12 protein-coding genes are annotated in these 12,865 nt (G+C 67.4%); 8 read left to right on the top strand and 4 right to left on the bottom strand.

What is annotated here, in order from left to right; genetic code table 11:
- Positions 1–2 precede the first annotated feature (2 nt).
- Positions 3–1,457: a septation protein SepH gene (gene sepH, locus L0M17_RS11430; RefSeq protein ID WP_241054077.1), complete on the bottom strand. Its 1,455-nt coding sequence runs from the start codon at positions 1,455–1,457 to the stop codon at positions 3–5.
- Between the two features lie 245 nt (positions 1,458–1,702).
- Here sepH and L0M17_RS11425 point away from each other — a divergent pair, with 245 nt between their 5' ends.
- Positions 1,703–2,002 (top strand): DUF4193 domain-containing protein, encoded by a 300-nt coding sequence (locus tag L0M17_RS11425; protein WP_043122976.1) that lies wholly within the window; start codon positions 1,703–1,705, stop codon positions 2,000–2,002.
- Positions 2,003–2,077: 75 nt separating this feature from the next.
- Here the strand turns inward: L0M17_RS11425 and L0M17_RS11420 are convergent, their stop codons facing one another.
- On the bottom strand, positions 2,078–2,563 hold the full coding sequence (locus tag L0M17_RS11420) for a DUF3093 domain-containing protein (RefSeq protein WP_241054076.1): 486 nt from the start codon (positions 2,561–2,563) through the stop codon (positions 2,078–2,080).
- 58 nt (positions 2,564–2,621) lie between these two features.
- Between L0M17_RS11420 and dut the strand changes: the two genes are divergently transcribed.
- The 4 genes from dut (at position 2,622) to L0M17_RS11400 (ending at position 4,920) form a co-directional block, all read left to right on the top strand.
- Positions 2,622–3,128: a dUTP diphosphatase gene (gene dut / locus L0M17_RS11415; RefSeq protein WP_241054074.1), complete on the top strand. Its 507-nt coding sequence runs from the start codon at positions 2,622–2,624 to the stop codon at positions 3,126–3,128.
- A 65-nt stretch (positions 3,129–3,193) separates the two neighbouring features.
- A complete protein-coding gene (locus tag L0M17_RS11410) occupies positions 3,194–3,904 on the top strand; it encodes a DUF3710 domain-containing protein (protein ID WP_241054073.1) in 711 nt (236 codons plus the stop codon).
- A complete protein-coding gene (locus L0M17_RS11405) occupies positions 3,897–4,214 on the top strand; it encodes an OB-fold nucleic acid binding domain-containing protein (protein ID WP_241054072.1) in 318 nt (105 codons plus the stop codon). Before L0M17_RS11410 ends, L0M17_RS11405 begins: the two co-directional genes overlap by 8 nt.
- Before the next feature lies 1 nt (position 4,215).
- Complete coding sequence (locus tag L0M17_RS11400) at positions 4,216–4,920, top strand: DUF3159 domain-containing protein (protein WP_241054071.1); 705 nt, start codon at positions 4,216–4,218, stop codon at positions 4,918–4,920.
- Between the two features lie 18 nt (positions 4,921–4,938).
- Here L0M17_RS11400 and L0M17_RS11395 read toward each other — a convergent pair whose 3' ends face one another.
- Both L0M17_RS11395 and L0M17_RS11390 read right to left on the bottom strand, forming a co-directional pair.
- Entirely contained in the window at positions 4,939–5,658 is a 720-nt protein-coding gene (locus L0M17_RS11395) for a potassium channel family protein (protein WP_241054070.1), read from the bottom strand.
- A complete protein-coding gene (locus L0M17_RS11390) occupies positions 5,655–6,329 on the bottom strand; it encodes a potassium channel family protein (RefSeq protein WP_241054069.1) in 675 nt (224 codons plus the stop codon). The genes L0M17_RS11395 and L0M17_RS11390 overlap by 4 nt, the downstream gene beginning before the upstream one ends.
- Before the next feature lie 142 nt (positions 6,330–6,471).
- Here L0M17_RS11390 and L0M17_RS11385 point away from each other — a divergent pair, with 142 nt between their 5' ends.
- The 3 genes from L0M17_RS11385 (at position 6,472) to L0M17_RS11375 (ending at position 12,842) form a co-directional block, all read left to right on the top strand.
- Entirely contained in the window at positions 6,472–8,445 is a 1,974-nt protein-coding gene (locus L0M17_RS11385; RefSeq protein ID WP_241054068.1) for an APC family permease, read from the top strand.
- Entirely contained in the window at positions 8,442–9,773 is a 1,332-nt protein-coding gene (locus L0M17_RS11380; protein ID WP_241054067.1) for a class I SAM-dependent RNA methyltransferase, read from the top strand. Before L0M17_RS11385 ends, L0M17_RS11380 begins: the two co-directional genes overlap by 4 nt.
- A 219-nt stretch (positions 9,774–9,992) precedes the next feature.
- Entirely contained in the window at positions 9,993–12,842 is a 2,850-nt protein-coding gene (locus L0M17_RS11375) for an aconitate hydratase (RefSeq protein ID WP_241054065.1), read from the top strand.
- Positions 12,843–12,865: the final 23 nt, after the last annotated feature.

Raw genomic sequence — 12,865 nt, 5'->3', positions numbered from 1 at the left:
TGTTATTCGCTCTTGGTCCCGAACACGATCTCGTCCCAGGTCGGGATGGAGGAGCGCTTTGATCGGGACGCACGGCGTGCTGGCTCCGGGATGCTCTCTGTCTCGTCCGAGGGCGTCTCCGAGGCTTTGCCTGACTCGGTTCGCTCCGGGCCACCAGCTTGCTCGGTGCCCCCAGAGGGATGATCGGTGGCGTGAGCGGCAGATTCGTCCGTCTCGGGCCCATCCTCCACGGGCCCATCCTCCACCGGGCCGTCGGCGCTGGGCACGTTGGCCCCTGCTTCATTTGAGCTGGGCTCATTCGTGCTGGGCTCATTCGTCCGGGGCGCGGGGACGATCGTGACTTCGCAAGTCGAGGTGCTCAGGCCGGAGGCCAGCCGGAGGTGCGGATCCTCCTGTGGGCGGCTGGGATCGTCCTCTCGAGGCAGGCGCGGGAAGAACGGAGCCACGCTATCCCGCACTGGCTCGAGTCGACGAGGCCGCTGCTCGTTCTCGCGCTCGTCACCTCGGCCGCGCCGTTCTCGCTGCCCGCGATCCTCTGATCCGGCCGGCGCGCGCTCCGGCTCGGTCCGCTCGTTCGTCTCTCCGGGCCTCGGATGGGCCGCCGGAATCCCCTGGGTGAGCAGGAGAGCGAGGGCGTCCTCTGCGTCCTCGTCGATGCCCAAGCGCTGCCCACGGCGGGCACGCAGCATGTCGAGGAGGTCCGACTCGGGATCCCTCCGCTCGGGGAGCGGAGTCTCGGGACGGGCCGCCTCGGGGGCTTCCACATCGAAGGGGCGGTCGACGACGGAGAGCCGCCTCGGCGACGTCGGACCTTCGAGCGGCTCAAGCTCACTCAGCTGCTGAGCCCACCGATTGGCGTTGGCCACGCTGCGACGCACGGGATTGAAGGTCCAGATCGCGGGAGGCTCCTCGCCAATTGCCGCTGGCGCACCCTCCGGCAGCGAGAAGCGGGCAACGACGGTCCACAGGCCGTCGCGCCGCCGCCATGAATCCCATTCGACGGAGGACGGATTGACGCCGTGCACGCCGAGACGGTGCGCTACGACGTCGCCGAGGCGAGCGGGGCCGTGACCGAACTCGGCAGCGAACGCGGAGTGGGCAGGAGGCGGAGGGCCGACCTCGGTTGCCTGGGCGAGCAGCGAGATGTGTTCGCGCTCCGCGAGGACGGGGCTCTCATAGCGGCGGATGCGGTCGATGGGGATGCCAGAGGACTCCGAGATGCTCTCGGCAGTCGCGCCGGCCCGGATTTCGGCCTGAATCTGGCGGGGCGACAGATTCACGTCCCCGGAGGGCGCGGGGCGCTGCGGGGCTGGCCGTGCAACCGCACGACGCAGAGCCTCGTCGACGCGGAGGCGGAAGAGCTCGCCCGAGGCAGCGCTCAGCAGCAGGTGCTGACCGTCGTCGTGAACGCCGACGAGGCGAAGTTCCTGCAGATTGTCCTGCGGTTGCTCCCGCATTGAAGCCTCCAGCGTTGCCTAGTCTTGACGGAAACTCTGCCATTCTCCGGCCTGGTTTGCAGCCTCATCGCTCGGTGTGCCGCGACTTCTCCGGCCACAATCGGGGGCCGAGTGGCGAAACTGGCGCCGATCGGGAACAATCTCCCCGTCACTGGGCACAAAATGGGGGCCGAGTGCGTTAGAGAGTGGACTACGTGGAGTGGCCACGTGACTGATGCGAGTAACCGGAGCGTGAACGAATAACTATGGCGACCGACTACGATGCGCCGCGCAAGAACGAGGAAGAGCTCAACGAGGATTCAATCGAAGAGCTGAAGACGCGGCGCACGGACAAGCAGTCCGCCTCGGTGGACGAGGATGAGGCCGAGGCCGCTGACAGCTATGAGCTGCCCGGCGCGGATCTCTCCGGCGAGGAGCTGCTCGTGCGCGTCCTGCCTGCTCAGGCAGACGAATTCACGTGCGCGTCCTGCTTCTTGGTGCGCCACCGGTCCCAGATCGCCCGCGAGAAGAACGGGCTGTACTACTGCAAGGAGTGCGAGGGCTAAGCCTCCCGCACGATGGAACGTGGAAGGGGCCGAGCAAATGCTCGGCCCCTTCCACGTTCCCGGTTCTTTCCGGCTTCAGGCTTGGCTGCCGGCGAGTGCTTCCAGGAGCTTCGCAGGCCGCCGCGTCGAGACGAGCCAGTACGGAGTCGGGTCCTCCGGGTCATCGAGCTCTACGCGCACAACCGGGGAGATCCAGCCGCGCATGCAGAGGTAGGCGCGCCCATCAAGACGCGTCCCGCGCTCAGCTGTGGCCTCGTCGCCGAGGAACGCCTCGACGGACGCCACGAACTGGCGTGGGAGGACTGCGCGTCCGGCCCGGAAGTCGCCCGGCGTCACGACCACGGCGGGAGTCGTCGCAATGAGGATTCCGCACAGGACGAGGAAGACCAGAATCGCGCCCGTGTAACCGGCCGCGATGCTGATCGGCGCGAGCACGAGGATACATGCACCCGCAATGCCGATGACGACGATCCAGACCCACCACGAGGGCCAGAGCTTTTCACTGTAGATGGTCGTCGCGCTGTCGCGGGGCACGGGACCAGAGGAGGGCGAATCAGGCATGGCTCCAGCTTTTCACCTCGTGCACGCGAGCACCAAAGCCAACCGATAGAGTGGTGTGGTGACCGCAGCCGAGACGACTGACGACGCCACCGCCCGCACTGCCCTTGAATGGGAGCCCACCCTCGACATCGAGGTGGTCATGCTCGACGACGGCCTCCCCGCCCCGTCGTACGCCCACCCCGGCGACGCCGGCGCCGACCTGTGCTCGCGGATCGACTTCACGCTCGAGCCGGGGGAGCGGCTTCTGGTCCCGACCGGAGTCAGCATCGCCCTGCCCTTCGGCTATGTCGCGCTCATTCACCCGAGGTCGGGGCTCGCGACCCGCCACGGCCTCACGGTCGTGAACGCTCCAGGCACAGTGGATGCTGGCTACCGGGGAGAGATCGCGGTGACTCTCCTGAACACGGACGCGCGTGAACCACTGAGCCTGCGCCGCGGCGATAGAATTGCGCAGATGGTGATCCAGCGCGTCGAGTACGCGCGCTTCGTCCCCGTCGACTCGCTTGCCGAGTCGGCGCGGGGGACCGGCGGCTTCGGCTCCACCGGAGGATTCTCGGCGCGGTAGCGCCTGCACGGACGGGAGGCGCGCGAGGGCGGCTTCGCGGACGGCTGACTGAAGGAGAAGTTGACGTGCTGTTCGGACGTGGCAAGAATGCCAAGCTGACTGCCGAGGACCCCTCGGTGCTCGGCACGCCCCAGCGAGAGGCCGAGCCGGACAAGAGCGGCTTCGGGCGCTCTTCCAAGGGGCCGTTCGACGCGAGCGAGAGGGATACCGCCGTCGGCTACGTTGACCTCGGCGCGATCCTCATCCGTCCTATCGAAGGGCTGCAGATCCGCCTCGAAGTCGAGGAGGCAACCCGACGCGTCGTCGCGGTGACCCTTGACCTCAACGGCTCGAGCCTTCAGCTCCAAGCCTTTGCTGCCCCCAGGTCGGCGGGCCTCTGGGGTGAGATCCGGGCGCAGATCGCCCAGTCGGTTGCGAGTCAGGGCGGCACCGTCGAGGAGATCGAGGGAAGCTTCGGGCCCGAGCTCGTCGCCAAGCTCCCAACGTCCACGGCCGATGGTCGGCGGGGCTACCGCGTGGCCCACTTCATGGGAGTCGACGGCCCCCGTTGGTTCCTGCGCGGCGTCATGTCCGGCAATGCCGTCATGGACCGGGCCGCGGCGGAGGAGCTCGAGGAACTGTTCCGCTCCGTCGTCGTCGACCGTGGCGAATCGCCTCTGCCGCCGAGCGAGCTCCTCCCTCTGCGTCTCCCTGTCGACCAGCCCCCGCAGGAGCAGGCCGGCGCCCCCGGGTTCGCTGCGCCCGAGCGCGGCCCGGAGATCACGCATCTTGGCTGAGCGATCCACACCGGCCCCACTTGATTTCTCCCGCCTTCCCGAGCGCGGCGTGGTCGCGGGCGAGGGCATCATCCGCTCCGTGACCTTCGTCGCCCCGTCCGAGGCACCACGCTTCAGCGCGAGGATCGAAGACGCCGAGGCAGAACGGCCCGGGCGGGGGCCGGCGATACGTCTGGTCTGGCTCGGCCGACGACGCATCCGGGGGATCGACGCGGGCACTTCCGTCCGATTCTCGGGAATGCTCTCCGCCGTGCAGGGCGAACCCACCATCTACAACCCGCGCTACGAGATCCTCGCGAAGGAGGAGTGAGATGGAGTCCGAGGGACAGCCGTCGAAGGAACCCGGAGCCGCCGAGTTGGCGGCTGCCTACGCGGCGAGGGCAGGGCTCCACCGGCACGCCGACGGGCGTATTGACGTCCTCCGCAGCGCGGGCGGAGTCCGTGGTGTGCTCGAGAGCATCCTGCCTGGCCTCGTCTTCCTCGTGGCGTTCACGGCGGTGCGCGACCTCGTGCTCTCCGCCGTGCTCTCGCTCGCCGTGGCGGCCGTGTTCGTCGTCGTCCGCCTTCTCACCCGGACTTCTCTGACCCAGGCGTTCGCGGGAATCGTGGGCATCGCGGTCTCGGCAGCCCTCGCCCTCTTCACGGGGAAGGCGGAGAACTTCTACGTCTCGGGCTTCCTGACGAACGCGGCCTACATTCTCGCGCTCGCCATCTCTGTGGTCGTGAAGTGGCCGCTCATGGGAGTGGTCTTCGGCTTCCTTCGCAATGAGGGCGTCCACTGGCGCGGCGACGCGCAGCGCGCTCGGCAGTACCGGCTTGGAACCTGGATCATGGTCGCAGTGCTGGCCCTGAGGCTGGTCGTCGAGGTGCCGCTGTACCTCATGGGCGACGCGGGCCTCGTGGCCCTCGGAGCGATGCGCCTGCTCCTCGGCGTCCCCCTCTACGCGCTCGGCATCTGGCTTGCATGGCTCGTCACCCGCCCTGCGGCCCAGTCGCAGGCGACCGCAGGGGACTAGTTTTCAGCCGCTGGCGGATCAGCCGTCGAAGAGGTCGTCTTCGCCTTCCTCGCTCGGGAGTTCTTCCGCTTCCTCCCCGTTCCCGGGCGAGAGCAAGGCGCGCAGCGCATCCTCAGCGGCGATGGTGGTCACGAAGAACAGCTCGTCCCGGTGGTCGATCACGTCGTCGATGCTGGGCGTGATGGGGGACTGGTCGCGAAGGATCGCGACGAGGGCCGCGTCATTGGGCCATTCGACTTGGCCGACCGTGCGTCCGATGAGGTCCGAGTTCGCCGGGACGGTGAATTCGACGAGCGAGGCAACGCCGGTCTGGAGCGTCAGGAGCCGCACGACGTCCCCGATCTCGACCGCCTCTTCCACGAGTGCCGTCATGAGACGAGGAGTGTTGACGGCTACGTCGACGCCCCACGAGCCGTCGAACATCCAATCGTTCTTGGGGTTGTTGACGCGCCCCACCGTGCGCCCGACACCGAACTCGGTCTTGGCGAGCAGAGAGACGACGAGATTGACCTTGTCGTCTCCCGTCGCGGCGACGACAACGTCGGCGTCCTCGACGCGCGCCTCCTTCAGCGTCGAGATCTCGCACGCGTCGCCGACGAGCCACTTTGCGCCCCTGAGGCCGCTGCGGCCGATGACCTCAGGTTTGGGGTCGATGAGCAATACGTCGTGACGGTGCGCGAGCAGTTCCCGTGCGATCGACGAGCCGACGCTTCCGGCGCCCGCGATGATGACCTTCACAGTCCCTCCTTGGCGGGCGGCGCCGCGAGAATGCGGGAGACATCGCCCGTGTCGTCCAGGCGCATCATGACGTGGACGGTGTCCCCCTCCTGATAGCTCGTGCTGGGGTTGGGGAGCATGCCTTCGCCGAAGCGCGTCACATAGGCGACGCGGACGGGAGCCGCCTTCTCGATAGCGGAGAGCGGCTGCCCGAGCCACGCGGGATCGAGGTCTACTTCCGTCAGGACGAGCCGACCCGACGCGTCGCGGAAGTCACCCGCGATCCCAGCTTCCGGAAGGATGCGCCGCAGGACCTGGTCGGCGCTCCACCTCACCGCTGCGACGGTGGGGATTCCCAGCCGCTGATAGATCTCGGCACGGCCGGGATCGTAAATCCTCGCGACAACGTGAGGCACATGGAACGTCTCGCGAGCAACGCGCGTCGCGAGGATGTTGGAGTTGTCGCCGCTCGAAACGGCCGCGAAGGCGTACGCATCCTCAATCCCCGCCTGACGCATGGTGTCCCGATCGAAGCCGATACCCGTGACCTTGCGTCCGCCGAACGTGCGCCGAAGACGGCGGAAAGCCCGATCGTCCTGATCGATGATGGCCACCGAATGGCCCGAGTCCTCGAGCGTGTGCGCGAGGGAGACGCCCACACGCCCGCACCCCATGATCACGTAATGCGCCACCCGCGCTCCTTGCTCCCTCTGGCCAGACGAAGGCCAACGCCGCCTCCGCCGACGGGAGGTTCGACACCCAATGTATCGAATCCCTATCCCGCCGCGGGGCCACGGACTATGACTTGCCGCGCCCAGCGCATACCGTGTCTTCGTGCTGCAGATATTCAACGCCGTGAAACGGGTGCTGGTTGGGCGTCCGTTCCGCAACGACAGGTTGAGCCATACGCTCCTGCCGAAGCGGATCGCCCTGCCGATCTTCGCTTCCGACGCCCTCTCCTCGGTCGCCTACGCGCCGGACGAGATCCTCCTCACGTTGGCCTTGGCTGGCGTCGGCTCGGTCGCGCTCTCCCCGTGGGTGGGGATCGCCGTCATGCTCGTGCTGCTCACCGTGGTCGCTTCCTACCGTCAGAACGTGCACGCCTACCCTTCGGGCGGCGGGGACTACGAGATCGCGACGACGAACCTCGGCCGATTCGCGGGGCTCACCGTCGCGTCCGCCCTCCTGGTCGACTACGTCCTCACTGTCGCCGTGTCGATCTCCTCCGCGGCGAACTATCTGACGACCGCTGTGCCGTTCTTCCAAGGGCAGCAGGCGCTCATCGCCGTCGTCGGCGTCCTCGTCCTCGCGCTCGTCAATCTGCGCGGCGTCAAGGAGGCCGGCACGGTCTTCGCGGCCCCGACGTACATCTTCATGCTCTCGATCATCGGCATGACTCTCGTGGGCCTCGTCCAGTTCCTCACGGGCAACCTGCACCAGTCCGTCAGTGCTGCCTTCGCGATCGTTCCGAGCGCCGAGTTCAGCCAGGGCCTCGTCGGGCTGGCAGGCGGATTCCTCCTGCTCCGTGCGTTCTCCTCGGGCGCCGCGGCGCTCACCGGCGTCGAGGCGATCAGCAACGGCGTCCCGAACTTCAGGCCGCCGAAGAGTGCGAACGCTGCTCGCACCCTCCTGCTCCTTGGCATCGTCGCCGCGAGCATGCTCGCAGGCATCCTCTTCCTCGCCAGCGCGACCCACGTCCACATGGCGCAGGACCCCTCGAGCGAGCTCACCCTCAATGGGCAGCTCCTTCCTTCGAGCTACGTGCAGTCACCCGTGATCAGCCAGATCGCGGACGCGGTGTTCGGAAATGGGAGCATCGCGTTCTACATCGTCGTTGCTGCGACGGGCGTGATCCTCGTGTTCGCGTCGAACACGGCCTTCAACGGCTTCCCGATCCTCGCCTCGATCCTCGCTCAGGACGGCTACCTGCCCCGCCAGCTCCGCACACGGGGCGACCGGCTCGCGTTCAGCAACGGCGTCATCCTGCTCGCAACGGGGGCTCTTGTCCTCATCGTCTCGTTCAACGCAGACGTCACGCGCCTCATCCAGCTGTACATCGTGGGCGTCTTCGTGTCCTTCACCGCGAGCCAGTTCGGAATGATCCGACATTGGACGCGGGAGCTCAGGCGGGTCAAGGACCGATCGGTGCGCCTGGGCATGCGGCGTTCCCGCGTCGTCAACTCGATCGGCTTCGGCATGACGGCGACCGTCCTCATCATCGTGCTCATCACGAAGTTCGAGCATGGCGCCTGGATCGCGATCCTCGCGATGATCGTCCTGTTCCTCGTCATGTGGAGCATCCGCGCGCATTACGACAAGGTGGCCCGGGAACTCGCCGTCGGTGATGATTCGTCCGCTCGTGCCCTGCCGAGCCGTGTCCACGCCGTCCTTCTCGTCTCGCACGTCCGCAAGCCCGTGCTGCGCGCCCTCGCCTACGCCCGCGCGTCGCGTCCGTCCCGCCTCGATGCAGTCACGGTGGATATCAGCCCCGAGGAGACAGCGCAGACTGTCGCGGACTGGGAGAAGCTCGACATCCCGGTGCCGCTGACGGTCCTCGCGAGTCCGTACCGCGAGACGGTGACACCGCTGCTCGAGTACATCGACAGCATGCGGCGGGAATCGCCGCGGGACCTCATCGTCGTCTACATCCCCGAATACGTCGTCGGGAAGTGGTGGGAGCAGCTCGTGCACAATCAGACAGCGCTTCGCATCAAGGCGAGGCTCCACTTCGAACCCGGCGTCATGGTCGCGAGCGTCCCGTGGCAGCTCAAGTCGTCCGAGACGGCGCGGAGGCTGCAGGAACTGTGAACGATCTCGAACTTCGGCTCGGCCCGATCGCACACGGCGGGCACACGGTCGCGCGTCACGAGGGGCGCGTTGTCTTCGTACGCCACGGGCTCCCGGGCGAGCTCGTGCGCGTACGGCTGACCGACACCGAGCCCGAGCGGAGGTTCTGGCGCGGCGACGTCGTCGAAGTCCTCGAAGGCTCACCCGAACGCCGTCCGCACGTGTGGGCGCCGGCGGACTCCCTCGCCGCGTATGCCAAGGGGAGCGTCCCGGTCGGCGGTGCCGAATTCGGGCATATCAGCCTCGCCGAGCAGCGGCGGCTCAAGGCCGCCGTCGTAAGCGAGCAGCTGTCACGGATCGCGCACATCACGCTCGACGTCGAGGTCGAGGAGGTTCCCACGCAGCGGACGGCCGACGGCGCGGTGTCCCCCAGAGATGGGCTCCACTGGCGCACCCGCTGCAGCTTCGCGGTCGACGCCGGGGGCCGCCTCGCGATGCATGCCCACCGTTCGGACACTGTCGTACCCATCAGGGACATGCCGCTCGCCGTCGAGGAGATCGAGCGCCTGGGCCTGTGGGACGTGGACCTCGCCGGAGTCGAGCGCGTCGAGGTCGCGGCTCCGGCGTCGGGCGAGACCCCGCTCGTTGTCTTCACCCTCGCCGAGGACCTCGGGTCGGCGCGCTTGAGCGCGCTCGCCGAGGCCGTGGGCGACGCAGCCTCTGTGAGCGTCGTTTCGGCCAACGGCGGCGCCCCGCTCACGCTCCGAGGCCGGGGCTCGGTTGCAGAGCAAGCCGACGGCTACCACTACACGGTCACGGGCGAGGGCTTCTGGCAGATCCACCGTCGCGCACCCGAGACCCTCATGGCCGCGGTGCTCGACGCCGTGGGACCGGAACTCGTCGAGGGCGCGGCCGTCGCCGATCTCTATGCCGGTGCTGGCCTCTTCACGGCACCACTAGCGGCGCGTGTCGGCGCATCGGGTTCCGTCCTCTCCGTCGAGGGCTCTCCTGGGACGAGCCGCGACGCGCGGCGCACGTTCAAGCGACAGCGGCAGGTCGACGTCGTCCAAGGCCGGGTTGAGCGAGTGCTGCGCCAGCGCGCGGGACAGCGGCTGGACGCCGTGGTCCTGGACCCGCCCCGTGCTGGCGCGGGTCGCGAGGTGGTGCGACAGCTCGTGGCAGCCGCGCCCCGGGCCGTCGCCTACGTGGCATGCGATCCGGCTTCCTTCGCCCGCGACCTCGGCTGGCTCCTCGAGGCGGGCTGGAGCCTCGAGTGGGTGCGGGGGTTGGATTTGTATCCGCAGACGCACCACGTTGAAATGGTCGCCCTGTTGAAGCCCGGCTCGTAGCCAATCTGATCAGGGTGGGGGAGAGGGCAGACGGTCGCGCTGTTGAAGCCCGCTCGTAAGCGCCCCCGCAGCTCCCGTCGCTTGGCGCAGGTCCCGGAACTAGGATGGCCTTGGCGCCGAAAGCCCGTCCGCGTCGGACGCAAGCTAGCTTAGGCTTGCCTAACTAGCAACCGTCCCTGCGCGCGGCAAAGATGGCAATGTTGCGAGAGGAGTGGTGCATTGAGCACTGTGGACAGCTTCGGATCCAAAGGCGTACTGAACGTCGGTGGCACTGAATATGAAATTTATCGGCTGAGTGCGGTTGAGGGCTCGGAGTCCCTCCCGTTCAGCCTCAAGGTTCTGCTCGAGAACCTTCTCCGCACCGAGGACGGTGCCAACATCACCGCGGACCACGTTCGCGCCCTGGCCGGCTGGGATCAGAATGCCCAGCCGAGCACGGAAATCCAGTTCACCCCGGCCCGAGTGATCATGCAGGACTTCACGGGCGTGCCCTGCGTCGTCGACCTCGCGACCATGCGCGAGGCGGTCAAGGACCTCGGCGGTGACCCCGAGCGCGTCAACCCGCTCGCTCCGGCCGAGCTCGTCATCGACCACTCCGTCCAGATCGACGTCTTCGGCAACGCGGGCGCGATCGAGCGGAATATGGAGATCGAGTACCAGCGCAACGGCGAGCGGTACCAGTTCCTCCGCTGGGGCCAGACTGCCTTCGAAGACTTCAAGGTCGTTCCGCCTGGCATGGGCATCGTGCACCAGGTCAACATCGAGTACCTCGCCCGTACCGTCATGACCCGCGAGGTCGAGACGCCCGAGGGCAAGGTCCTCCGCGCCTACCCCGACACCCTCGTGGGCACCGACTCGCACACCACCATGGTCAACGGCCTCGGCGTCCTCGGCTGGGGCGTCGGCGGCATCGAGGCTGAGGCGGCCATGCTCGGCCAGCCCGTCTCGATGCTCATCCCGCGCGTCGTCGGCTTCAAGCTCTCGGGCTCGATCCCCGCGGGCGCGACGGCGACGGACGTCGTTCTCACGATCACGGAGATGCTCCGCAAGCACGGCGTTGTCGGCAAGTTCGTAGAGTTCTACGGCGAGGGCGTGGCCGAGGTTCCGCTCGCCAACCGTGCGACGATCGGCAACATGAGCCCCGAGTTCGGCTCGACCGCCGCGATCTTCCCGATCGACCAGGTCACGCTCGACTACCTGCGCCTGACCGGCCGGCCGGAGGAGAACATCGCGCTCGTCGAGGCGTACGCGAAGGAGCAGGGCCTCTGGCACGATCCCTCGCGCGAGCCCCGCTTCTCCGAGTACCTCGAGCTCGACCTCTCGACTGTCGTCCCGTCGATCTCCGGACCGAAGCGGCCTCAGGACCGCATCGAACTCTCGGATGCGAAGGAGCAGTTCCGCAAGGACCTGCACAACTACGTCGAGGTCGGGAATGGCCACCCGGTGGACGGCACCGTCGACGAGACAATCGACGAGTCCTTCCCAGCGTCGGACTCCCCGTCGACCACTCAGGCCGACAGCCACGTGCAGGACACTGCCCGGCTCGCCAACCCGGTGGAGTCTGCGGCGAGCGGTGCCTTCGGCCGCCCCTCGCAGCCCGTGCACGTGAAGATGGACGACGGCCGGGAGTTCGAGCTCGACCACGGTGCGGTCTCGATCGCCTCGATCACATCCTGCACCAACACGTCGAACCCCTCGGTCATGCTCGCCGCCGCCATTCTCGCGCGCAACGCGGTCGAGAAGGGCCTCACCTCCAAGCCCTGGGTCAAGACCTCTGTGGCGCCCGGCTCGAAGGTTGTCACCGACTACTACGAGAAGTCGGGACTCGTGCCCTACCTCGAGAAGCTGGGCTTCTTCACGGTCGGCTACGGCTGCACGACCTGCATCGGCAACTCGGGCCCCCTCGAGACCGAGATCTCGGAGGCCGTGCAGGCCAACGATCTCTCCGTGACGTCGGTGCTCTCGGGCAACCGCAACTTCGAGGGCCGTATCAACCCCGACGTCAAGATGAACTACCTCGCGTCGCCGCCGCTCGTCATCGCCTACGCCCTCGCCGGCACGATGGACTTCGACTTCGAGTCGGAGCCCCTCGGCCAGGACCAAGACGGAAACGATGTCTTCCTCAAGGACATCTGGCCGAACCCGACCGAGGTCCAGCAGGTCATGGACGCCTCGATCGACCAGGACATGTTCACGAAGTCCTACGCGACGATCTTCGACGGCGACGAGCGGTGGCAGTCCCTGCCGACGCCGACGGGCTCGACGTTCGAGTGGAGCGACGATTCGACCTACGTTCGGAAGCCCCCGTACTTCGAGGGCATGAAGGCGCAGCCGGAGCCGGTCTCGGATATTGAGGGCGCTCGGGTGCTCCTCAAGCTCGGCGACTCGGTCACGACCGACCACATCTCGCCGGCCGGCTCGTTCAAGTCGGACACCCCCGCGGGCCAGTACCTGCTCTCGCATGGCGTGGAACGGAAGGACTTCAACTCCTACGGCTCGCGTCGTGGAAACCACGAGGTCATGATCCGTGGCACCTTCGCGAACATCCGCATCAAGAACCAGCTCCTCGATGGCGTCGAGGGCGGCTTCACGAAGGACTTCACGCAGGACGGCGCCCCGCAGGCCTACGTCTACGACGCCGCGGTGAACTACGAGAAGGCCGGCACCCCGCTTGTCGTCCTTGCTGGCAAGGAGTACGGCTCGGGCTCGTCGCGCGACTGGGCGGCGAAGGGCACCGCGCTCCTCGGAGTCAAGGCCGTCATCGCCGAGAGCTACGAGCGGATCCACCGCTCGAACCTCATCGGTATGGGCGTCCTTCCGCTCCAGTTCCCTGAGGGCGAGTCCGCGGCGACCCTCGGCCTCACGGGCAACGAGGTGTACTCCATCGAGGGCATCACCGGACTCAACGAAGGCACGACGCCGCAGACCGTCAAGGTGACTGCTACGGCCGAGGACGGCGGCACCAAGTCCTTCGACGCCGTCGTGCGCATCGACACGCCAGGCGAGGCTGACTACTACCGCAACGGCGGGATCCTGCAGTACGTGCTGCGCCAGATCTCCGCGAACTGACGCACTCGACACATCACTGTTGA

This window comes from Sinomonas terrae (assembly GCF_022539255.1).
In the GTDB taxonomy this organism is placed as follows: Bacteria; Actinomycetota; Actinomycetes; order Actinomycetales; family Micrococcaceae; genus Sinomonas; species Sinomonas terrae.
Note: the sequence above shows the minus strand (reverse complement) of the source record. Positions and strands in the feature narration are given on the sequence as shown.